This window comes from Streptomyces sp. NPDC088554 (assembly GCF_044752945.1).
In the GTDB taxonomy this organism is placed as follows: domain Bacteria; phylum Actinomycetota; class Actinomycetes; order Streptomycetales; family Streptomycetaceae; genus Streptomyces.
The window spans coordinates 95,886-117,147 of sequence record NZ_JBIVMF010000020.1; the positions used below are offsets into that span (position 1 = coordinate 95,886).

The following is a 21,262-nucleotide window of genomic DNA, read 5'->3' on the forward strand; positions in this document are numbered from 1 at the left end:
CGGTCCCGTCGCCCCGTCGCCCGATCCGGGCCCCGGGACCGGGTGGCGGGAGGGCGTTCCGTACGGTGGGGGGGTGTACCGGTTCCTGGTAACTCCACGCTGGTGGGGGATCAACCTCTTCGTGCTGCTGGCGATCCCGTTCTGCGTCTTCATGGGCACATGGCAGCTCGGGCGGTTCGAGGACCGCTTCGCCACCCATGAGGCCGCCAAGTCCGTGCCGGACCCCGCGGAGCGCACCGCCGTGCCGCTCACCACGCTGCTGCCGGTCGACCAGAAGACCTCGGGCCGCCATGTCACGGCCGCCGGACGGTACGAGGACCAGTTCCTGGTCCCGGACCGCGAGCTGGACGGCAAGGACGGTTCGTATGTACTGACCATGCTGCGGACCGACGGCGGCAAGGCGCTGCCGGTGGTACGCGGCTGGCTGGCCGCCGGGCGGAAGGCGCCCGCGGCGCCCGCGGGTGAGGTGACCGTGACCGGTTCGCTCCAGGCGTCCGAGGCGGTCGGGTCGGACGGGGTGCGGACCGGGGGCGGGCTGCCGCCGGGGCAGCTCGCGATGATCAGCGCGGCCTCGCTGGTCAATGTCGTGCCGTACGACGTGTACAACGCCTGGGTGACCGTCACCAAGGCGTCGGACGGGCTGCTGCCCGTGCCCGCGTCGGCGCCGCAGAACACCGGGCTGGATCTGAAGGCGTTCCAGAACCTCGGCTACACCGGCGAGTGGTTCGTCTTCGCCGGCTTCGTGGTGTTCATGTGGTTCCGGCTGGTCCGGCGCGAGGCGGAGGTCCTCAAGGACCGGGCGCTGGGGCTGGAGACGGCGGCCTGAGAGCCGCCCCCGCCCGGCCGGGGCCCCGCCCCGGCTCGGCCTACCACCCGCCGTTTACGGAGCCGACGTGTCGAGGAGGCCCGTCCGGTAGACCGTGCCCGCGCAGGCATTGGGGATGGTGGCCACCGCGGTCGGCGCCCCCGCGTCCGTGGTGTACGTCACGGTGACGCTGCCGTCCTGGACGCCCTCGTCGGTCATGAGCTGGGTCTCCGTGCCGGAGCCGCCGCCGTCCTCGCCGCCCGTGGTGGCGCCCGTCCCCATGGACGTACCCGTCGTGGCGTCGTCCGAGGGGGTGGGGCTCGGTGGCGTACCGACCGTGGGACAGGTCTCGGAGGGGACCCAGGCGAACTTCACCTCGTACGAGGCGCTCGGCGCCAGCGTCAGCGACGCCGCCCACAGGGACGGGTCGGGCAGGCCCGCCGCCGCGTCGCCCGCCGCGTGCGGGACGACGACGACCTTGGTGGCGTCGGCCGCGCCGCTGGTGGACCGGCCGAACGAGCCGCCGCCGCTGACCACGCAGCCGGCGTCGGAGGTATTGGCGATGCGGAAGGTCCCGTACACCGTGCCAGTGGCGTCGGGGGCGCCCACCTCCTGGGACGCCACGGCGAGCCGGCTCGCGTCGCAGGCCGAGGCCGCGGCGGCGCTGCTCTTGGCGTCGCCGCCCGACTCGTACGCCGTACCGGGGTCGCCCTTGCCACCGCTGGCCGCCGCGTCGGACGGCGTCTCGGACGGCTTCTCCGTCGTGTCCACGGAGCTGCTCCCGCCCTCCGACACCTTGTCGGAGGGGGTGTCCTCGCCGTCCTTCCTGCCGTCGTCCGGCCGTGTGTCGGTGCTCGCGTCGCTGTGCGACCGCTCGCCATGACCGGCGGCGACGGAGTTGTCCTCCGACGTACTGGTGGAGTTCGCGACATGGACGAAGGCCGGGACCGCCGTACCGAACAGCAGCGCGGCGGCCGCCGCGCCCACGACGGCCTGACGCTTCCTGGCCCGCCGGGTCGGCACGGCCCTGCGCAGATGGTCGAGGGCGCCCTCGGACGGCTTCAGCCCACCCACGGCGCCGTGCAGCAGACGGCGCAGGGCCAGCTCGTCGGCGTCGAGAGCGCCGTCGGGGCCGGCATCGAGGCTTCCGTCCAGGTCGCCGCCGAGACCGCTGGCAGAGCCGCCGTTCAGCACACTGCGCAGATCGCCAAAGGGACCACCAACAACGGTCCCGTCGGCGGCGGCACGGTCGGCGCCCGTGTCACCAAGGCCGTTCAGCTCTTTCTCCGGCCCGTTGTTCACAATTCCGTTTCCAGTCAGGTCGCGCGACGGTCCGGTGGTATCCGGTCCGTCCTGCTCGTTCTCGCGCTCTTCGTCACGGCCCCCGCCACGCCCGAATCCACGCCGGTCCTTGCGGCCACTCATTTCGTGGCTTCCATGGCGACCCGCAGCGCCTTGATACCGCGCGAGCCGTACGCCTTCACCGAACCCAGCGATATCCCCAGGGTCTCGGCGACCTGTGCCTCGGTCATGTCCGAGAAGTACCGCAGGGACAGCACCTCCCGCTGTCTGCGCTGCAACCCGCGCATCGCCTTGATCAGCGCGTCCCGCTCCAGCAGGTCGTAAGCGCCCTCCTCGGCGCTCGCCATGTCGGGCATCGGCTTCGACAGCAGCTTGAGACCAAGAATGCGACGCCGCAGCGCGGACCGGGACAGGTTCACCACGGTTTGGCGCAGATACGCCAACGTCTTCTCCGGCTCCCGCACGCGGTTGCGCGCGGAGTGCACCCGGATGAACGCTTCCTGGACGACGTCCTCGCAGGAGGCCGTGTCGTCCAGCAGAAGCGCGGCGAGACCGAGCAGCGACCGGTAGTGGGCGCGATAGGTCTCGGTCAGGTGGTCGACGGTGGTTCCCGCCGCCACCGCGCCGTCAGCGCCGTCGCGCGGTGACGGTATACGAGTGGGTCTCGCGGCAGGCATGGGTGCGATCACCGGCATCCCACCGCCGGGCATGCGGGGCCGCCGGAGCGGGAGCACCGCTCCGCGTACCGGGCCAATCGCTGTGATGTCGAGAACCTCTGCCACGCCTGTTGGACACACTTCCCCCGGCCAGGGTTGTACGCATACGCCACCCCATTTGACGTTGCACCAAATACCCTCATGTGTACCTGATCTCCCCCTATGCCCCATTCATTACGGCACCACACAGGGGCGACCGCAGAGACGCTTCCCGGCCGGCCGGCGGTTGCAGTGCTGTCACAGAAAGGCGCACATGCATCGTCGAACATGGCAACGCCCCAGTTCAAGTGCCATAACAGCCGACTTGCCCACAGGATGTTCACAACGATCCTACAAACCTTTGAGGATTCACGACTTCCGAATTCCGCCAACTATGGCGCCACCGAGCGGAGTTACCGACTTGGGCGGATTTGCCCCCCTGCGGAATCCTCACGGACCCGTACCCGCCGTCCCACCATCCGGATAGTCCGGACCGTCCGGACGAGAAGATTTTCAGGCGATCGACCGTCCTCCACCACCACGGACCACATCTCTACGTCCCACCGCCCAAGGCCGGCCCGCCGTCACTACCGCTCGGCCAGCTCCGCGGCCACGGCCTCGGCGATCTGCGCGGCGTTCAGCGCGGCGCCCTTGCGCAGGTTGTCGCCACAGACGAACAGGTCCAGCGCCATGGGATCGTCCAGCGACCGCCGCACCCGTCCCACCCAGGTCGGATCGGTGCCCGCGACATCGGCGGGGGTGGGGAAATCGCCCGTCTCCGGGTTGTCGAACAGCACCACGCCCGGCGAGGTAGCCAGGATCTCGTGCGCGCGGCCGACCGTGACCTCCTGCTCGAAACGCGCGTGTACGGCCATGGAGTGCGCCGTGATCACCGGGACCTGGACGCAGGTGACGGCGATCCGCAGCTCGGGCAGGTCCAGGACCTTACGGGTCTCCTCGCGTATCGCCAGCTCCTCCGAGGACCAGCCGTCCGCCCGGGGCACGCCAGCCCACGGCACGACGTTCAGCGCGAGCGGCGCGGGGAAGGGCCCGGTGGCATCGCCCACGGCACGGCGCACATCGCCGGGGTGCGAGCCCAGTTCCGTACCGGCGACAAGGGAGAGCTGGTCGCGCAGCGCGGCGACACCGTCCTTGCCTGCGGCGCTGACCGCGTGGTACGAGGAGATCACCAGGTCGCGCACCCCGAACCCGGCATGCAGCGCGCCCACCGCCACGATCAGCGACAGCGTGGCGCAGCCCGGGGAGGCGACGATGCCACGTGGCCGGTTCCGTACGGCATGGGGGTTGACCTCGGGGACGACCAGCGGAACATCGGGGTCGGTACGGAAAGCGGCCGAACCGTCGATGACGACCGCGCCCTTGGCCGCCACGACCGGCGCCCACATGCGGGATACGTCGTCCGGCACGAGAAACAGTGCGACGTCGACGCCGTCGAACGCCTCCTCGGTCAGCCGTACGACGTCGGTCGCCTCGCCGCGTACGGAAAGCTCGCGGCCCTCCGAGCGCGGCGAGGCGATCAGCCGGATATCGCCCCAGACGTCGGCGTGCTGCGACAGGATCCGGAGCATGACAGCGCCGACCGCCCCGGTCGCCCCCACGACCGCGAGCGTCGGCCTGCCGTCCATCGCGCCGCTCCCGCTCTACCGGCCGCTGCCTCCGTAGACCACGGCCTCGTCGGAGTCACTGTCCAGCCCGAAGGCGGTGTGCACGGCGCGCACGGCCTCCTTGACCTCGTCCGCGCGGGTGACCACCGAGATACGGATCTCGGATGTCGAGATCAGCTCGATGTTCACGCCCGCGTCCGACAGCGCCTCGAAGAAGCCGGCGGTCACACCCGGGTTCGTCTTCATACCCGCGCCGACCAGCGAGATCTTGGCGATCTGGTCGTCGTAGCGCAGCGAGTGGAAACCGATCGTCGCCTTCGTCTTCTCCAGCGCGTCGATGGCCTTGCGGCCCTCGGTCTTCGGGAGGGTGAAGGAGATGTCGGTCAGACCGGTCGACGCCGCCGACACGTTCTGCACAATCATGTCGATATTGATCTCGCTGTCGGCGATGGCACGGAAGATCGTCGCGGCCTCGCCGGGCTTGTCGGGGACCCCGACGACCGTGATCTTCGCCTCGGAGGTGTCATGGGCGACACCGGAGATGATGGCCTGCTCCACCTTGCGGTCCCCTTGCGGTTCGTTGCTGACCCATGTGCCGGGCAGTCCAGAGAAGGAGGACCTGACATGGATCGGAATATCGTATCGGCGCGCGTACTCCACACACCGGTGAAGCAGCACCTTGGAGCCGGAGCTCGCCAGCTCCAGCATGTCCCCGAAGGAGATCCAGTCGATCTTCCGGGCCTTCGGCACGACCCGGGGGTCGGCGGTGAAGACACCGTCCACATCGGTGTAGATCTCACAGACCTCGGCCTCCAGCGCGGCCGCGAGCGCGACAGCGGTGGTGTCCGAACCGCCACGCCCCAGGGTGGTGATGTCCTTCTTGTCCTGGGACACCCCCTGGAACCCGGCGACGATCGCGATGTTGCCCTCGTCGAGCGCCGTACGGATCCGGCCCGGCGTGACATCGATGATGCGCGCTTTGTTGTGGACCGAGTCGGTGATGACGCCGGCCTGGCTACCGGTGAACGACTGGGCCTCGTGACCCAGGTTTTTGATCGCCATCGCCAGCAGCGCCATGGAGATCCGCTCTCCGGCGGTCAGCAGCATGTCGAACTCACGCCCGGCGGGGATAGGAGATACCTGCCCGGCGAGATCGATCAACTCGTCCGTCGTGTCGCCCATCGCCGAAACCACGACGACCACTTGGTGGCCGTTCTTCTTGGCATCGACGATCCGCTTGGCGACCCGCTTGATGCCCTCGGCATCGGCTACGGAGGAGCCTCCGTACTTCTGCACGACAAGGCCCACGTGCGCTCCTCGACTCAGTCCATTACTACTGTCGGCTTATTTTACCGAGCGGCCGCGCAACGCCCCGGCAATACCACATCGTGAGATGCGCCGCTCACCAAGTGATCACCGAAAAGGACTGCGGCCGCCGGTCAGGATCCATGCCCCCGATAACCCCGAGCACGCGAAAACGTGTCCTACGTCACGGCTCGGGTTGCCTCGATCGGGTGAGATCACTTGCCGGTGTTGACGGAGGAGCTGGGGGTGGCGCTGGTGTCGGTGTCGACGAACAGGTCTTCGGCCTCGGTCGCGTTGAACGCACGGTTGAACCAGGTATCGAGAACGTCGAGGTCGGCGCACTCGGTGATACGTGCACGGACCTCATCCGACACAGCAACCGACCGCAGATCGAGCGTACGAAGAACCATCTTCGCCTGCCCCTCGGCTCTGCCTTCCAAATACGCCTCCTCGCGAAGCGTGCCCCTGCCGGGGAAGTGGGTGACGAACGCCATCAGGTCCCTCCATTTCTGCCGGGCCCGGAGGTCCGCCAGGCCGACATCCACCAGGTCTCCGTAGTAACTAACGGTCTTCTCGTCGGTCGTCCGCAGGGCCCGCGCCGGCGCTTCCAGTAGGGCCGGGGCTTCGCGGCTGTCGCTGTGTGTCAGCACCGAGAAGGCGGCCATCCCAAGATCCCGCGCCGCCTCCCCGATATCGGTGATCACGGGCACATTGTCCGGCCCCAGCACCAGCGGATGCATGCTCAGCGCCGTCCAGCCCCTGGCCTCGCACCGGAACGGCCCAGCCGCCCACTTCGCGGTCGCCCGGTCGCGGCAGACCACACCGGCCGGATCTCCGTCGCATCGCCGCCGATCCCCTCGACGATCATCTTCTCGGGTATCGGCACGCCCAGCAGGCCGAAGACGGGACCGAGGATCTCGGGCCGCTCCTGAAAGATCCGGTGAGATGCCTCGTGAGCTGATGTGACCATATCGACGAATCTATGGGGAACTGACAGTCGATATCCAGCTAAACAGGCGACAATCACCCGTTCGGGTTTCGGGCTTATGTACGGTTGACCCACGTCCGCAACCCACCCGCAGCACGCACCTCGGCGGCTCGGGCGGCGACATCGACGCCACCCTCCGGCCGAGCGGCGGGGCCCGCGCGGAACATCTCGGGGACGAAGCCGGGAACGACGCCGTTGGCGCCGACCGGCGAATCGGGGTCGTCGACCGCCTCGTACGTCTCCATGTCCTCGCGGCACTCGGCACATACGCCCCGGATGATCCGCGTGGTCCTCTCGTCGGCCTCGCAGCTGATGCAGACCATCCACACCTCGTCGGCGTAGGCAGGGGGCGGGCTGATCGGTTCGGGCGGCATCTTGGTCTCCAGTCGTTTACGGGCAATGGCACCCGGGCTGTGCAGGGGTTGCGGCAGCCCGGTGGTCAGAGCGCGGGTGAGGTGGTCGGCCGTCGCGCCGCGCGCCAGCCACTCGGCGGCGAGCCCTTCGAGAGCGGAGCACTCGGCGGCGGACAGGGTCATCAGCGGTTCGGTACGGCTGAGCCCGGCGAGCACGCGGTACGCGTCGGACCGCTCACCCGCCACGGGCGCGTCGGGAGCAGCAGAGGCGGCAACGGGAACAGGCTCATTCGGTACGGAAGCACCGGGTCCGGCGATGGCCCGCTCCAGCGCCTCCCGCACCTCGCGCTCGCCCCAGCCGTCCGAAGCCTCCCCGGGCTCCCCGAACTCCCCGGGCTCCCCGGGCTCCCGCGCGGCCCGTTCGCGTTCCGCGCGCTGCCGCTGTCGCTCCCGCTCCCGTTCCCGTTGCCTCTCCCGCTCCGTGACATCGACCCCGCGCAGGCTCGCCACGAACGTCCTCCACCACGCGTCGTCCCGTACCGTGCGCGAGAAGTACGTCCGGGTCACCCAGCGGAAACTGTTGTCCTCGACCCGCAAGTGCTCCTTCACCAGCCGCAGATGGCCCGCGTCCGAGAGGAAGCGCAGCGCCTTGGCGCACGCCTGCTGGCCGTAGGCGGCGATGTTCGCGGCCAAGGGCTTGTAACCGATCGCGGCGCCCTCGGGCAGCCGGTCGATATAGCCGGCGATAGCCGCTTCTCGGGGGCGCAGGTGTACGAAGTCCGCTTCCCCGCGCGGGGTTTGACCGGGTGCGGAACGTTTTCCGTACCCCGGTTTGGCGTGGGGGTGGGCGTAAGTGGGCAGGGCGGAGCTAGAGTCGGCAGAAGCCACGGTCGGTGCTCTCGTTTGTCGACGGACGTCCGCACTCGACCCGTAGGCCAGGCCCCGGATTGGTGTTGCCACACCGCCGGGGCCGCTTCATGCGGCAGATGCTGCGAACGCTAAACCTTCACCACGCTACGCAGCAAGCCGACCACGGATAGTCATCTTTTCTGCTCCGCCGCCCCCTTCCGGAAGGACGGGTAGGGAGGTGGGTTACCCAACACCCAACCAACAACCACCAAAACCATGGAAGGACTCGAAGCCCGGAGCCCGCCCCCCGAGACCCGCAGCCCAAGGCTCAAGCCCCGGGCCCACCTGGGACGTTCAGAAGACGGTGATCACACCGTCGCCGATGTTGATGTACTCCAGGACGTCTTCCAGGATGTCGACGTCGCCCGTCGTAATCGCCACCCTCGGCGCAAAGGTGATGTCGCCGCCGGGGTGCAGGGCGAAGCCGATCGCCACTGCCGCGACAAGGGCCAGAACGGTCTCTCGACTCATGGCTCAGCCACCCCAACTCTGAAGTTTTTACTGCTAGTTGACTTCAAGTTTAACATTAAACTGACTCTTGTTCAGCGCCTGCGAGGCAACACGAAAACGGCCCGCTAGAACCCAAGCGGCGACGGCACCACTGATTCCCGCAACAAGCTCGTTCCCGTACCGGGCCTGACCGGCATTCAGCTGGTCGCAGGCGGCCGCGCCCACACAATCGCCCTGCTGAACGACAACACGGTGCGTTCCTGGGGCGCCAACTCCTCGGGCCAACTCGGCAACGGCACCACCACCGACAGCACCACCCCGGTCACCTCGCTCACCGCCCTGACGGGCGTCGACAAGATCGCCGCCCCCGTGGGCGGCGACTTCAGCATGGCCAACTGAGCCACCCTCAGCGTGGCCCCGACAGCGTTCTCCGCCGGGGCCACGCGGGCTTCCACACGCTCGGTGAAACGAGCAGCGCGCAGGGCCTCGGGCGCCCCGGCCGCACCTCGGCCCACACATGGCTCCGGTCCCGTCCCAAGGAAATCCAGCGCGCGACCAAGTTTCGGGGCCCAGGACGAGTAGGACATCGTCGGGTCGGGTCGGGTCGGGTCGGGTCGGGTCGGGTCGGGTCGGGTCGGGTCGGGTCGGGTCGATCAACGCCGGACGACGACGAAGGTACGCACAGGGAGCCGGCGGGCCAGAAGCCGGAACGCACGGTGGGCCGGGTCCCGGAAGGGGCTCGGGCAGGCGCCAACTACGCAACCCAGGCCCCAGGAAAGCCGGCGCATGGCCAGTAAGGCAGTTTCCCCCGTACAGCGCTCCGGGCATCGCAACGACTACTGTGCGTAGCGATTCAGGTGGGCGGAGGTCACCATGGGGCGTGCCTGGGAGGCTGATCCATCAGCGCTGTTCGCGCGACGCCCGGGGAAATCGGCAGCGGAGTTGAACAACTCCGCCGGCAGAGACGAATGCCCCGACATCTGGCAGCTCGACACCGGCGATATCGCCGTCATCGGCCGGGACCTCACGGCTCACTACCGCCCGCACCTGCCCGAAGGCGTGATCCTCGGATCCGCTGAGCGATTAGTGATCATTCCTGGCGACAGGTTGAGCGCGGCGAAAGCGGACATTCCTGAGCTTGATCCGCGTACTCCTTCGCTCCCCACCGAGCAGGGGGAGCGACTCACCCGCGAGATGTACAAAAAAGACTTCCAGAAGCGTGAAGCGGAGGTCCATAACGGCGATTCATGGAAGCTGGAGCGGCTCCAGCACTTCGAGGAAATCGATGACCCGCAAGAGCACTCGCTCGCAGAAGTGCGCCCAGGAACAGGCTCAGGGCGTCCGCAGGCCCAGGGGGCCCGCGATCTCTTCCGCCATGACCCGGCCCGCTTCCTCCGCGAGGACCGCTTCCGCGTCGTCGGTCAGGTCCTGGTCGGTGTCGAGGCCGTCGAGGGCCGGGAGGGGCTGGTCCAGCCGGACGTGGGCGACCAGGGACTGGAGGGCGCGGAGGGTGGCGGAGGCGGTGGAGCCCCAGTTGGAGAAGTACGAGAACTGCCACCACCACAGCGCCTCGGTCGTGCGCCCCGCGCGATAGTGGGCCAGGCCGTGGCGGAGGTCCGTGACGACGTCGGCGATGTCGTCGGAGATACGGGACGGCACCGGCGCCTTGCGGGGTTCGTACGGGTCGAAGACCTCGGAGTAGACGTCGATCGGTTCGAGGAGCGCGGCGAAGCGCTCGCGCAGGTCGTCGAGGTCCGGTTCCGGGCCGAGATCGGGCTCGTACCGTTCGTCGGGAAGGATGTCCTCGTGCGCGCCCAGCCGCCCGCCCGCCAGCATGAGCTGGGAGAACTCCAGCAGCAGGAAGGGCACCGCGCTGTCGGGCTCATCGCCCTTGGCCACTTCCGTGACCGCGACGATGAAGCTCTCGATCTGGTCGGCGATCTGGACCGCGAAGTCGTCCGGGTCCTGGTGGACCGCGTGCAGCGTTGCGTCAGACATCGAGAAGTCGTCTCCCCTCGAAGGCACGCCCGAGCGTGACCTCGTCGGCATATTCCAGGTCGCCCCCTACGGGCAGACCGCTGGCCAGACGTGTGACCCGCAGCCCCATGGGCTTGATCATGCGGGCGAGGTACGTGGCCGTGGCCTCGCCCTCCAGATTGGGATCGGTGGCCAGGATCAGTTCGGTGACCGTCCCGTCCGCGAGCCGCGCCAGCAGCTCGCGGATCCTCAGGTCATCGGGGCCGACGCCCTCGATCGGGCTGATCGCGCCCCCGAGCACGTGATACCTCCCGCGGAATTCGCGGGTCCGCTCGACGGCGACGACGTCCTTCGGCTCCTCCACGACGCAGATCACCGTCATATCGCGGCGCGCGTCACGGCAGATCCCACAGCGCTCCTCCTGCGCGACATTGCCGCACACGACGCAGAACCGGACCTTGTCCTTGACCTCGAGAAGGGTATGGGCGAGCCGGCGTACGTCGGTCGGCTCGGCCTGGAGGACATGGAAGGCGATCCGCTGCGCGCTCTTGGGACCGACGCCGGGCAGCCTGCCCAGCTCGTCGATGAGGTCCTGAACCACGCCTTCGTACAACGGATTGCCTTTCCTGCTGCCTGTTCCGACCGAATCCCGGTACGTATCCCTACGTACGCTAGTCGCCGTCCCGCCCTGTCAGAAGGGCAGACCCGGCATTCCGCCCAGACCCTGTGCCAGCGGGCCGAGCTTCTCCTGCTGGAGCCGCTGCGCGTTCTCGTTCGCCGCGTGCACGGCGGCGACGACCAGGTCGGCCAGTGTCTCCGTGTCCTCCGGGTCCACCGCCTTCGGGTCGATGACCAGGGCGCGCAGCTCGCCCGCGCCGGTCACGGTCGCCTTCACGAGACCACCGCCCGCCTGGCCGTCGACCGGCGTCGCCGCCAGCTCCTCCTGCGCCCGCGCGAGATCCTGCTGCATCCTCTGGGCCTGCTGGAGCAGCTCTTGCATGTTGGGCTGGCCACCACCGGGAATCACGGGCACTCCTGGTATCTCGACTGACTGTTTTCGACTGGTGTCTCGACCGGTATCTCGATGTCTTCGATGACGGTCCCGGGCTGTGTCTCCGCCCGTACGCCGAGCCTACGTGTTCACCGCGCGGCGCGCCCCACCCCACCGGGGCGAACTCTTTCGAGTGAGAGTCTTCCGGCTCCTCTACCTGATCACGGCCCTCACCAAGGGTGAAATGCCGGGATTTCAAGCACACAGCCCACCATTTGGCGGTAGGAAGTGCATACGCGACCGCACTCGCCGCACATCCGCCGCGCATCCGCACGCGCACTTTCCGTGACCAGCCGCACGTACGCACCCGCAGGCGTACGCGACCGCAGAGGAGTACCCCGGTGAGTCAGCCGGAGATGCAGCCCGGAGGGCCCGCCCGGGAGGAGGGGGCTCCGCCCGGCGAGGGGCCCGGGGAGGGGACACCGGCCCCGGAGGGAACCGGCGAGCGGTTCTACGAGAGCGAGACCGGCCCGCCGTACGGCGATCTGACCGGCGGCCCGTTCCCCCTCGGGGACTGGGGCGAGCCCGCGGAGCGCCTCGACGAGCTGTACCGCTGGGTCGAGACCGGCGCGCTGCGAACGGTCGACTGGTACCTCGCCGACCGGTTACGCAAACGCCGCCTCGCCCGCGCCCTGCGCGCCGCCACCGCCGTCTCCGTCGCCGCGGGCGCGGTCCTGCCGCTGCTGGATCTGACCGGCGCGCTGCCGGGCGCGGCGGGCTGGGGGTACGTCTCGCTGCTGCTGGGCGCCGCCTGCCTGGCCTGCGACCGGTACTGCGGGCTGTCGTCCGGCTGGATGCGGGCGGTCGCCACGGCACAGGCGGTGCAACGCCGTTTGCAGACGCTCCAGTTCGACTGGGCGTCGGAGTGTGTACGGGAGGTTCTCGGCCCCACCGAAGGCACGGCCAGCGAGGCCGCGGAGCGGTGTCTCGCGGTGCTGCGGAAGTTCACGGAGGACGTGACGGAGCTGGTACGGGTGGAGACGGCGGACTGGATGGTCGAGTTCCGCTCCGGCCCCGCGCCCCTGACCATGCAGTCGATGCCGATGGCCGGCACGCGCCCGGAGGGCCCCGTACAGCCACCGGGCCGTTTCCCGCTCCTGCCCGGCACCCGGCCCAACATGCCGCGCCAGCGACCGCCCGAGACGCGGTGACGCCGGCCCGGCGGGGCCCCTCCGGCCGGAGGGGCCCCGCCGGGCCGGTCATGGATCCGTCCGCGCGCCAGGCCGGCCCGACAGCCCCTGTTGCCGTCACGGCAAGCTTTGCCCGGCCCGGCACTAGCTGAAGATGATCATCGACCCCTGGCCCAGGCTCCGCGTCGCCGCCGCGTGCAGCCCCAGCCAGACATGCCGTTCCCGGGCGAACGGACTGTCGTCGTACGGAATCGAGGTCGCCGGTTCCTCCAAGGAGGTGGGGCGGTCCGGCGGGGTCGGGGGGGACGGGGGGTTGGCCGGGTCGATGCCGATCGCCGGGGCGACGATCGCCAGTTCACGCAGCAGACCCTGCGTGGAGCCCAAGGGGCCGCCGCCCGCGAGGAGTTCCTCGTTCGAGAGGGGCGCGTCGTAGTCCACGGGGACGTACGCGCCCGCGTGGTCGTAGTGCCAGACCAGATGCGATTCCTGAGCCGTCGACTCGAACATCTCCAGCAACTGTTCGTAGTCACCGCCCAGTTCCCCGACCGGCGTCACCGCGAGGCCGCAGAGCTGGAGCAGATACGCGCGCCGCAGGAAGTGCAGCGCGTCGTAGTCGAAACCGGCGACCGGGGCGACATCCCCCGACAGGCCGGGCATATAGGCGAATACGGGAACGGACGGCAGCCCGGCATCGCCGAGCGCCTTGTCGTAGACGGCGATCTCTTCGGCGAAGGGGTTGTCGGGGCTGTGGCACAGCACATCGACGAGGGGGACCAACCACAGGTCACAGGCCAAGGGAGGCTCGCTCTCCAACGGGTTCGTACGCATACGCGCGATGGTCGGGACAGCGTAATGCGGTGGACACGGTCCGGCGAAGGGCCCGGTCGGCCCCTCATCCGCGGAAGACCCGGAAAATTGCGGGAAACCGACGGAAACCGAGGAAAACGGCCGGAAACATCCGCCTTCCGCTTCCTCGTTCGCGCTCCGCCCCCCACCACAGACCTATCCCGTTTCCTCTTTTTCTACCCCGCCCGCCGCTCTCATCCCTTCCGGGGCGGCAGGTCCCAGATCCAGACGCCGCCGACCCGCTTCCCGGGCCGCTCCAGCAGCTTCTCCACCGTCGCGTACAGCGCCCCGTCGTTGGGCTGCGGCACCAGCACCAGCACGCCCGCCCGCCAGAACGCCAGGTCCGCCCGTGCCTGCGCCCGCCAGTTGGCGCCGATCTCCGGCACCTGGCCGTTGTAACGGACATCACGCAGCAGATTCGAGGTGTGCCGGGGCGGGGCGCCGTAAATGCCCGTGCGGTCGTCGCCGTACGGCCCATTGAAGTAGCCGCCCGGTACGGAGAACCCGAACCCGGTCTCCGCCTGCCAGTGCAGCGCCTCCGCGTCGCCGGGGCTGGGCAGCGGTACGGGGACGACGGACTCGCCCTTCGCGACGTACCCGCTGTACATCTTGGCGGTGAAGAAGCGCGGGATCTCCAGCCGTTCCCGTACCGGAATCGGCGTCGGCACGATCGGCAGCAGCGCGGCGCCCACCGCCAGCAGCGCGACGGTGCGGTGCCTGCGCCGGTCCGCCGATTCCGTACCCGTACCCGCACCCGTACCCGCACCAAAAACGGAACCGGAAACGGAACCGATACCGGCGGGCAGTCGGGCCACCGCCAGTGCGATCAGCGCCCCCAGCGCCGGTGCGCAGATCATCGCCACCCGCGACTCGATCACCGACTCGAACAGCGGCTGATGCGCGAGGATCCGCCACGGCCCCGGCAGCACCACGTCCGTGCCCGGGATCCGGATCCGCTGCCCCAGCGACAGCAGCGCCGCCCCGGCCGCCGTGAACGCCAGCGCCCTGACCACCGCGAGCCGCCACAGCCACACCACAATGCCCACGGCAAGCGCGATCAGCGGCCAGCCGTAGAACGCGTTCTGCTCGGTGCGGTTCATCGCCAGCGGGTCGGCCGTCGCGTCGTCGCCGAAGAGCGAGCGTCCCGCGTACTCCACGAAGGCGAGCGGGCTGTTCCCCGCGTTGTCGCCGTGCAGCACGCTGTGATAGCTCTGCGGGCCGAAGAACTGCCACCCCAGCGGGAACGCCACCAACGGCAGACACACCAGCAACGCCAGCCCCACCCCACGCAGCAGCGGCCGTACGACCGCCCGCGCCAGGTCACGCCGTACCCACGCGTACGAGAGCGCGAACAGCAGCGTCCCCATCACCGCGAGCAGCAGCGGCTCCTCGCCCAGGAAGATCTGGTACGTGGCGAACAGGCCCAGCAGCAGCCCGTCCCGTACGACCTTGTCGTTCTCCGGATCGCAGAGCCGCAGCGCCCGGTCGATGATCACCGGGATCATGAACAGCACCAGGAAGTTCGGGTGCGCGTTCGCGTGCGAGATCATCGGCGGCGCGAAGGCGGCGAGCGCCCCGCCGAGGGCGGCGGCCCGGCGATTGTCGACGAGTTGGCGCGCGAAGAGCCAGTACCAGGCGTACGCCGTCGCCGCGAGCCCGAACGTGAGGACGACCGCCCACGTGACGCTCGGGCCGAGGAACAGAGTGACCGGGGCGAGCGGGACGGAGAGCCCGAGCATGACGGTGTTCGCCATGAGGTTCACCCCGTCGGGGAAGTTCTGGACCGTGGTGAACAGCGGATTCCGCAGGTGGACCACGTTGTCGGCGGTGACCGCGAAGAACCACTGCCACTGGTTCTGGTCCGAGCCCGCGTCGGCGAGATAGGCGCCGTCGAGATCGGCCCAGAGGTTCTTGTAGAGGAGGAAGGAGGCGAGGAGGAAGAGCCCCGCCACTGCGAGGTTGGTACGAGCACCGGCGCTCACGACGGTACGAGTACGGCCGCCCCTCGTCCTCAGCCGCACCAGCTCCAGCAGCACCCGGCCGTAGTCCAGCGGCCGTACCTTCGACCCCGGCTGATGCGCCCAGCGCACCGGCACCTCCGTCACCGGCCAGCCGGAGCGCCGGAAGAACCGCAGGATCTCGACGTCGATCCCCCAGCCGTCCAACCGCGAATCGGCGAACGCGGCCCGCGCCTGCTCGCCGTCGAGGAGCTTGAAGCCGCACTGGGTGTCGGCTATGCCGGCGACCGCGACCCGCTGGATCAGCTGGTTCCCCAGCCTCCCCAGCCACTCGCGCACCGCCAGTTGCCGCACCTCGATGCTCGCGTCGGGGTGCGCGCGGGAGCCGATGGCGGCGCCACCGCCGCCGCTCTCTCCCCCGGACCGCTCCGACCGCCAGGACCGCCAGGACCGCTCCGACTGCTCCGACTGCTCCGACTGCTCCGACTGCTCCGACTGCTCCGACTGCTCCGACTGCTCCGACAACTGCCGGTCCAGCAGCTCAAGTTCCTCGATCGGGGTCGCCAGATCCGCGTCGGTCAGCAGGACACGCCGGCCGTGCGAGGCGAGCACGCCCTGCCGCAGCGCGTGGCCCTTGCCGCGGTTGCCGCCGCCCGTCACGACCTGGATGCGCGGCTCGTCGGCGGCGGCGTCCGCCGCGACCGCGGCCGTACGGTCCGAGGAACCGTCGTCCACGACGATCAGCTCCCACGTGCCCCACCGCTCCGGGTTGGCGCGGAGGTGGTCGCGGATGGCGTCCAGGGTGGGGCGGAGGCGGCGCTCCTCGTTGTACGCGGGGACGACGACGGTGAGGTCGACAGCGCCGGAGCCCGCGGAGACGGCGCTGTCGCTCGTACGTATATCCATATGGGCTGCCCCCGCGTCCTCGATGCTTGTCACCGCTGGGGACGCTCCAGCCGGTCCGCCCAGGCGAGTGCGTGCTTGTTGTACTCGCCGAGCACGGCACGCACCGCCGCCACATCGCCGAGGGTGAGCGCGTCGACGAGCTGTCCGTAGCCGTTCCACAGCCATTTCCCGCCCTCGGTGTCATCCCGCAGGAACGGCACGGAGAACACCCACGCCTGCACCCGCAACCGGTGCAGGAAGTCCGATACGTACCGGTTGGCGACCAGGAAGCCCAGCTCACGCCAGAACCGCAGGTCGTAGCCGATGAGAACGTTCAGATCCCCGGCCCCGGCCGCGCGCGCGGCCTCCTCGGACCGCCGCCGTACGGAGACCAGCGGCACGCCGTGCGCACTGGCGGCCAGGCTCTCGGCCTCCAGCTTGCAGATGACGGCGTCCACCATCAGCGCGCGGGCCTCGATCATGGACCGGAAGTCGCCGACCGAGAACCGGTGGACCCGGAACCCCCGGTGCTGGTCGGAGTCGAGCAGGTCCTGCGCGGAGAGATCGACCAGGGCTTCCCTGACAGGGGTGGCGGAGACGCCGTACTGCTCGGCGATCTGCTTGACGGTGAACTCATGGCCTGGCAGTAAACGCCCTGCGAGCACTTCGTCACGCAGCGCGTCCGCGATCTGCTGCCGCAAAGTACTGCGGGTCACAGCTCCGATGGCGGGCATGGCGTTCCGTCCCCTCGTCCGGCTCCCGACACCTTAGACCGAGCAGTATGGGGAGAAGGCATGCATAGCTCTGGCCAGGAAATTACGGAGTGCGCACGCATGACGCTCATTGACAGCATGCTTCCAAAGTGACAGCCTGCTGTCATAACTGCGTGCCCCAGGTGCGCCGTGGGAGGAATCATGGAAGCCGGAACAGAGACCAGAACCGCCTATCTGGCCGTATACGACACCTTCGCCGACTGGGAGACCGGTCACACCACCGCCCATCTCGCCCGCAACGGCTTCACCGTGCGGACCGTCGGCCCCACCACCGACCCCGTCACCACCATGGCCGGGCTCCGGATCCAGCCCGACCTGGCGCTCACCGATCTCCGCCCGGAAGGTGCCGACCTGCTGATCCTCACCGGCGCCGACCTCTGGGACAGCGGCGACGAACTGGCCCCGTTCGCCCGTACCGCCCGTGTCTTCCTCGACGCCGGCGTACCGGTCGCCGCGATCTGCGGGGCGACCGCCGGGCTGGCCCGCGAGGGGCTGCTGGACGAGCGCGCGCACACGAGCGCCGTCCCCCGCTACCTCGCCGCCACCGGCTACCGGGGCAGCGCCCACTACCGCGACGCGGACGCCGTCACGGACGGCGACCTGATCACGGCCGGCCCGACCGAGCCCGTCGCGTTCGCGCGCGAGGTGTTCGGACGGCTGGGGGTGTACGAGGGCAAGCGGCTGGACGCCTGGTACCGCCTGTACCAGCGCTCGGACGTGAGCGCGTACGACGTGCTCCAGGGGTCCTCATGAGCCCGGCGCCCACCCCCGGCCCCCAGGAGCTGCTCGGCGGGACGGCCCTGGGCGTCTTCCGCCTCAACGGCCAGTTCCTCGCCGTCTTCGAGGAGATGGCCCGGCCCGCCGGGCTCACCGCCGCCCGCTGGCAGGTCCTCGGCGCCGTACTCAACGGGCCCCTGCCCGTCGCGGGCATCGCCCGCACCATGGGCATCACCCGGCAGAGCGTGCAGCGGATCGCGGACCTGCTGGTGGAGAGCGGACTCGCGGCGTACGAACCGAACCCGGCCCACCGCCGCGCCAAGCTCCTGCGCCCCACGGACGAGGGCCTGGAAGCGGTCCGGCGGATCACCCCCGGATACACGGAGCTGGCGGAACGGCTCACGGCCGAGCTGGGCCCCGAGCAATTCGCCGAGACCATAAGGGTGTTGGAGCGACTGTCGGCGGCCATGGACACGGTGGCCGACCCCGACCGGACGCCTCAGGCCGCCCGCTGACCGGCCCTTCGTCGGGGACACTCGACGGCACGCGCCCTTCATACGAGATGATCCGGGGCGTGACATACGGGGCAGGGGGCCGCGCGGCCCTGGAGAAACTGGCAGCGGGCGATCCACAGCGCATCGGCGCCTACCGGCTGCTGGCCCGGCTCGGCACGGGCGGGATGGGCCGGGTCTATCTGGCCCGCTCGGACCGTGGCCGTACCGTCGCGGTCAAGCTCGTACGGCGGGAGCTGGCCGAGGAGGAACAGTTCCGCAGCCGGTTCCGGCAGGAGGTCGCCGCCGCGCGACGGGTCGGCGGCGCGTGGACGGCGCCCGTGCTCGACGCCGACACGGAAGCGCCGGTGCCCTGGCTGGCGACGGGGTACGTGGCGGGCCCGAGCCTCCGCACGGTCGTGTCGGGCGGCCGGGGAGGGCGCGGTCACGGGCCCCTGCCGGAACGTTCCGTCCAGTTCCTCGCCTCGGGCCTCGCCCACGCGCTCCAGGACATCCACGCGGCGGGCCTCATCCACCGGGACCTCAAGCCCTCCAACGTCCTGGTGACGATCGACGGCCCGCGCGTCATCGACTTCGGCATCGCCCGCGCGCTGGAGACGGCCGCCGACGAGGGGCTGACCCGTACCGGCGCGCTGGTCGGCTCACCCGGCTTCATGGCTCCCGAGCAGGTACGCGGGGACCGGGTGACGGCCGCGTGCGACGTGTTCTGCCTGGGCTCGGTCCTGGCGTACGCGGCCACGGGGAAGCTGCCGTTCGGCGGCGCGAACACGGGCGTCCACGCGCTGATGTTCCGTATCGCCCAGGAGGAACCCGACCTGTCCGGCCTGCCGGCGAGCCTCTACCCGCTCATAAGCGGCTGCCTCCGGAAGGACCCGGCGGCCCGCCCGACCACCCGGGACATCCTGCTGAAGGTCGCCGGATCCACGGGTGCGAGCGCGGGTGCGGGCCTCTCCGACGAACCGTGGCTGCCGGGCGCGCTGCTGGCGCAGCTGGGCAAGCACGCGGTGGAGCTGCTGGAGTACGAGGAGCCGACGGCCCGGATACGGGCGCCGGAGGCGGGACCCGCACCGGTAGCGGGACCCGCACCGGAGCCCGCGCCGATACCGGAGCCCGCGCCCTCGCCGGTCCCCCGGTCGGCGCCACCGAGGACCCCGCCCCCGCCGCTCCCGTACCGCTACGGCCATCCGCCGGCCCGGCACGGCGGCCCCCCGCCCCCCGAACCGGCGCGACGCGACGGCCGTGGCACCGCCGCGCTGATCGTGGTGGCGGTCATCGTCGCGATCTGCACGGGTGCCTCGGTGTACGCGGTGATGGGCGGCGGCCCGAAAGGCGGCAAGGACGGCGGGACCGCGCCGACGACGGAGGCCAGGAGTCCGGGCCCCCGGGACGACGACGCGGCCGCCGGGACCCCGTCGGCCGCGCCCACGGCCTCGGAGGGCGCGATCCCCGCCACGTACCTGGGCGCCTGGAGCGGTGGCATCGATACCGCGTCGGGCCACAACACCCGCGAACTGACCATCCGGCAGGGCACGTTGGGCGACACCGTCCTCACCCTCACGGCGGACGGCCCCGCCGGGAGCGGCAGCTACCACTGCGTCTTCGAGGCCCCCCTCGCCGCCACCCCCGCCCCGGGCGCCCCCCTCCGCATCGGCCCCTCCACCGTCGTCACCGGGGACCCCCTCTCCTCCTGCGCCCCGGGCCCGGAAACCACCCTCACCCTCCAGGCGGACGGCACCCTGCGCCGCGTGGCGTCCGGCGGCGAGTCCCTCACGTACACGAAAACCGGCTGACCCGACGCGGCGATCAGCCGGGCAGGTCCGGCAACAAGCCTGTTCCGCAGGAGAGTTGCTGCGCCGCGTGCGCGAGTTGCTGCACTGTGTACGCGAGTTGCTGTACCGCGTGCGCGAGTTGCTCCACCACGTACGCGAGTTGCTCCAGCGCACCCGCGAGTTGCTCCACCGTGTGCGCGAGTTGCTCCGGGCGCGCAGGAACGCGACCTCTCGCCCTTCTTCCACCTCACAGCGAAGCCGAATACGCCCAACAGATTGGTTTCAGCCCCCGCCTACCACCGCTTCCCGCCACACCGGGTGAAGACAAAGGGCGTTTGCCTACAGTTCGCCTCCATCGCCTCCGAAGAACGCGCGGCCAGCGAAAACTTCAGCCACTCCCCAGCGCCTCCACCCCGCCCGAACCCATGCGGAACGGAAGAATTCCCCCGCCTTGTCGCGCAGCGAGACGGTTTGCGCAAGCGCCTCTCGCGCCGGGCCCGTGGCCGGGATGATCGGCAGGGAGACCGCCCTGCTGGTGGGGCCTGCGTCGGGGTCGCGGCATCGGCCACCGCCCTGTGCGGCCGCGAGCCGAGAACCTCACCTCCAGCCCATCGGCTCCGCTCCGGTCGGCGGCCTGACCGCCGGCGGCCGGGGCGCGGCCTACTCCCCCGCGCGGCGGGTCAGATGCGCGAACGCGTCCAGGTTGCGGGTCGACTCGCCCCGGGAGACCCGCCACGCGTACTCCTTGCGGATGGCGGTCGCGAAGCCCAGCTCCAGCAGTGTGTTGAAGGACCCGTCCGCCGCTTCGAGGACCGAGCCGAGCAGCCGGTCGATCTCGTCCTCGGCGACGGCGGCCAGCGGGAGCTTCCCGGTGAGGTAGATGTCGCCGAGGCGGTCGACCGCGTAACCCACCCCGTACAGCTTGAGGTTGCGCTCCAGCAGCCAGCGGTGGACGGCCTCGGTGTTCTCGTCGGGGTGGCGGATCACGAAGGCGTTCAGGGAGAGCGCGTGCCGGCCCACACGCAGGGAGCAGGTGGTGGAGAGCTTGCGGGTGCCGGGGAGGGTGACGACGTACGTACCGGGCACGGGGCTCTCCCACGTCAGCTCGGCGGAGTTCAGCGCCGCCTCGATGACCTGCGCGGCCCGGAGTGCGACATCGGCCGTGGAAGCGGTGGAAGCCGTGGAAGCCGTGGAAGCCATGTTCCGAGCGTA

General features: G+C 70.0%; 21 protein-coding genes and 1 pseudogene. 7 read left to right on the forward strand and 15 right to left on the reverse strand.

Features of this window, described 5'->3' with window-relative positions:
* The first annotated feature begins 73 nt into the window (after positions 1–73).
* Positions 74–826 carry an SURF1 family protein gene (locus ACIP8W_RS23195; RefSeq protein WP_402148108.1) on the forward strand — a complete coding sequence of 251 codons (753 nt, stop codon included), beginning with the start codon at positions 74–76 and terminating at the stop codon, positions 824–826.
* Between the two features lie 54 nt (positions 827–880).
* On the opposite strand, the gene ACIP8W_RS23200 is transcribed toward ACIP8W_RS23195, so the two are convergent.
* The 7 genes from ACIP8W_RS23200 to ACIP8W_RS23230 all read right to left on the reverse strand — a co-directional run bounded on the left by ACIP8W_RS23200 (position 881) and on the right by ACIP8W_RS23230 (position 8,453).
* A complete protein-coding gene (locus tag ACIP8W_RS23200; protein ID WP_402204440.1) occupies positions 881–2,107 on the reverse strand; it encodes a hypothetical protein in 1,227 nt (408 codons plus the stop codon).
* A 119-nt stretch (positions 2,108–2,226) separates the two neighbouring features.
* Entirely contained in the window at positions 2,227–2,802 is a 576-nt protein-coding gene (locus tag ACIP8W_RS23205; protein ID WP_401955444.1) for a SigE family RNA polymerase sigma factor, read from the reverse strand.
* 587 nt (positions 2,803–3,389) lie between these two features.
* Positions 3,390–4,448, reverse strand: coding sequence for an aspartate-semialdehyde dehydrogenase (locus tag ACIP8W_RS23210; RefSeq protein WP_402148104.1), 1,059 nt, complete (start codon positions 4,446–4,448; stop codon positions 3,390–3,392).
* 15 nt (positions 4,449–4,463) lie between these two features.
* On the reverse strand, positions 4,464–5,735 hold the full coding sequence (locus ACIP8W_RS23215; RefSeq protein ID WP_401955442.1) for an aspartate kinase: 1,272 nt from the start codon (positions 5,733–5,735) through the stop codon (positions 4,464–4,466).
* 212 nt (positions 5,736–5,947) lie between these two features.
* Positions 5,948–6,436: a hypothetical protein gene (locus ACIP8W_RS23220; RefSeq protein ID WP_402204443.1), complete on the reverse strand. Its 489-nt coding sequence runs from the start codon at positions 6,434–6,436 to the stop codon at positions 5,948–5,950.
* 340 nt (positions 6,437–6,776) lie between these two features.
* Positions 6,777–7,961: a hypothetical protein gene (locus ACIP8W_RS23225; protein WP_402204445.1), complete on the reverse strand. Its 1,185-nt coding sequence runs from the start codon at positions 7,959–7,961 to the stop codon at positions 6,777–6,779.
* A gap of 315 nt (positions 7,962–8,276) precedes the next feature.
* The gene (locus ACIP8W_RS23230) at positions 8,277–8,453 is read right to left on the reverse strand and encodes a hypothetical protein (RefSeq protein WP_401955439.1); all 177 of its coding nucleotides are present in this window, start codon (positions 8,451–8,453) and stop codon (positions 8,277–8,279) included.
* A 180-nt stretch (positions 8,454–8,633) separates the two neighbouring features.
* Between ACIP8W_RS23230 and ACIP8W_RS23235 the strand changes: the two genes are divergently transcribed.
* Positions 8,634–8,831 (forward strand): hypothetical protein, encoded by a 198-nt coding sequence (locus ACIP8W_RS23235; RefSeq protein WP_402204466.1) that lies wholly within the window; start codon positions 8,634–8,636, stop codon positions 8,829–8,831.
* Positions 8,832–9,305: 474 nt separating this feature from the next.
* Positions 9,306–9,569, forward strand: a pseudogene (locus ACIP8W_RS23240) (hypothetical protein); the annotation flags it as partial.
* A gap of 195 nt (positions 9,570–9,764) precedes the next feature.
* Here ACIP8W_RS23240 and ACIP8W_RS23245 read toward each other — a convergent pair.
* From ACIP8W_RS23245 to ACIP8W_RS23255, 3 genes are all read right to left on the reverse strand, one after another.
* The gene (locus ACIP8W_RS23245; protein ID WP_401955438.1) at positions 9,765–10,430 is read right to left on the reverse strand and encodes a DUF5063 domain-containing protein; all 666 of its coding nucleotides are present in this window, start codon (positions 10,428–10,430) and stop codon (positions 9,765–9,767) included.
* Positions 10,423–11,022 (reverse strand): recombination mediator RecR, encoded by a 600-nt coding sequence (gene recR / locus ACIP8W_RS23250; RefSeq protein WP_401955437.1) that lies wholly within the window; start codon positions 11,020–11,022, stop codon positions 10,423–10,425. Before recR ends, ACIP8W_RS23245 begins: the two co-directional genes overlap by 8 nt.
* A gap of 78 nt (positions 11,023–11,100) precedes the next feature.
* Complete coding sequence (locus ACIP8W_RS23255; protein ID WP_401955436.1) at positions 11,101–11,436, reverse strand: YbaB/EbfC family nucleoid-associated protein; 336 nt, start codon at positions 11,434–11,436, stop codon at positions 11,101–11,103.
* Positions 11,437–11,801: 365 nt separating this feature from the next.
* On the opposite strand from ACIP8W_RS23255, the gene ACIP8W_RS23260 reads away from it, so the two are divergent.
* Entirely contained in the window at positions 11,802–12,611 is an 810-nt protein-coding gene (locus tag ACIP8W_RS23260; RefSeq protein ID WP_401955435.1) for an SLATT domain-containing protein, read from the forward strand.
* Between the two features lie 123 nt (positions 12,612–12,734).
* Here the strand turns inward: ACIP8W_RS23260 and ACIP8W_RS23265 are convergent, their stop codons facing one another.
* The 3 genes from ACIP8W_RS23265 to ACIP8W_RS23275 form a co-directional block, all read right to left on the reverse strand.
* On the reverse strand, positions 12,735–13,385 hold the full coding sequence (locus ACIP8W_RS23265) for a hypothetical protein (protein WP_401955526.1): 651 nt from the start codon (positions 13,383–13,385) through the stop codon (positions 12,735–12,737).
* 245 nt (positions 13,386–13,630) lie between these two features.
* Positions 13,631–16,300 carry a dolichyl-phosphate beta-glucosyltransferase gene (locus tag ACIP8W_RS23270; RefSeq protein WP_402204468.1) on the reverse strand — a complete coding sequence of 890 codons (2,670 nt, stop codon included), beginning with the start codon at positions 16,298–16,300 and terminating at the stop codon, positions 13,631–13,633.
* Positions 16,301–16,329: 29 nt separating this feature from the next.
* Positions 16,330–17,013: a GntR family transcriptional regulator gene (locus tag ACIP8W_RS23275; RefSeq protein ID WP_401955434.1), complete on the reverse strand. Its 684-nt coding sequence runs from the start codon at positions 17,011–17,013 to the stop codon at positions 16,330–16,332.
* A gap of 180 nt (positions 17,014–17,193) precedes the next feature.
* Between ACIP8W_RS23275 and ACIP8W_RS23280 the strand changes: the two genes are divergently transcribed.
* The 3 genes from ACIP8W_RS23280 to ACIP8W_RS23290 all read left to right on the forward strand — a co-directional run bounded on the left by ACIP8W_RS23280 (position 17,194) and on the right by ACIP8W_RS23290 (position 20,071).
* A complete protein-coding gene (locus ACIP8W_RS23280; protein WP_402204448.1) occupies positions 17,194–17,805 on the forward strand; it encodes a type 1 glutamine amidotransferase family protein in 612 nt (203 codons plus the stop codon).
* Positions 17,802–18,284 carry a MarR family winged helix-turn-helix transcriptional regulator gene (locus ACIP8W_RS23285; RefSeq protein WP_401955432.1) on the forward strand — a complete coding sequence of 161 codons (483 nt, stop codon included), beginning with the start codon at positions 17,802–17,804 and terminating at the stop codon, positions 18,282–18,284. The genes ACIP8W_RS23280 and ACIP8W_RS23285 overlap by 4 nt, the downstream gene beginning before the upstream one ends.
* A gap of 89 nt (positions 18,285–18,373) precedes the next feature.
* Complete coding sequence (locus ACIP8W_RS23290; protein WP_402204470.1) at positions 18,374–20,071, forward strand: serine/threonine-protein kinase; 1,698 nt, start codon at positions 18,374–18,376, stop codon at positions 20,069–20,071.
* Positions 20,072–20,084: 13 nt separating this feature from the next.
* On the opposite strand, the gene ACIP8W_RS23295 is transcribed toward ACIP8W_RS23290, so the two are convergent.
* Both ACIP8W_RS23295 and ACIP8W_RS23300 read right to left on the reverse strand, forming a co-directional pair.
* On the reverse strand, positions 20,085–20,240 hold the full coding sequence (locus ACIP8W_RS23295) for a hypothetical protein (protein WP_402204450.1): 156 nt from the start codon (positions 20,238–20,240) through the stop codon (positions 20,085–20,087).
* 470 nt (positions 20,241–20,710) lie between these two features.
* A complete protein-coding gene (locus tag ACIP8W_RS23300; protein ID WP_402204452.1) occupies positions 20,711–21,250 on the reverse strand; it encodes a YbjN domain-containing protein in 540 nt (179 codons plus the stop codon).
* Positions 21,251–21,262 lie beyond the last annotated feature (12 nt).

Coding starts and splice junctions, on each gene's coding strand:
- ACIP8W_RS23280 (WP_402204448.1), top strand. CDS start 17,194: ATGGAAGCCGGAACAGAGACCAGAACCGCCTATCTGGCCGTATACGAC.
- ACIP8W_RS23300 (WP_402204452.1), bottom strand. CDS start 21,250: ATGGCTTCCACGGCTTCCACGGCTTCCACCGCTTCCACGGCCGATGTC.
- ACIP8W_RS23210 (WP_402148104.1), bottom strand. CDS start 4,448: ATGGACGGCAGGCCGACGCTCGCGGTCGTGGGGGCGACCGGGGCGGTC.
- ACIP8W_RS23245 (WP_401955438.1), bottom strand. CDS start 10,430: ATGTCTGACGCAACGCTGCACGCGGTCCACCAGGACCCGGACGACTTC.
- ACIP8W_RS23270 (WP_402204468.1), bottom strand. CDS start 16,300: ATGGATATACGTACGAGCGACAGCGCCGTCTCCGCGGGCTCCGGCGCT.
- ACIP8W_RS23275 (WP_401955434.1), bottom strand. CDS start 17,013: ATGCCCGCCATCGGAGCTGTGACCCGCAGTACTTTGCGGCAGCAGATC.
- ACIP8W_RS23205 (WP_401955444.1), bottom strand. CDS start 2,802: ATGCCGGTGATCGCACCCATGCCTGCCGCGAGACCCACTCGTATACCG.
- ACIP8W_RS23230 (WP_401955439.1), bottom strand. CDS start 8,453: ATGAGTCGAGAGACCGTTCTGGCCCTTGTCGCGGCAGTGGCGATCGGC.
- ACIP8W_RS23285 (WP_401955432.1), top strand. CDS start 17,802: ATGAGCCCGGCGCCCACCCCCGGCCCCCAGGAGCTGCTCGGCGGGACG.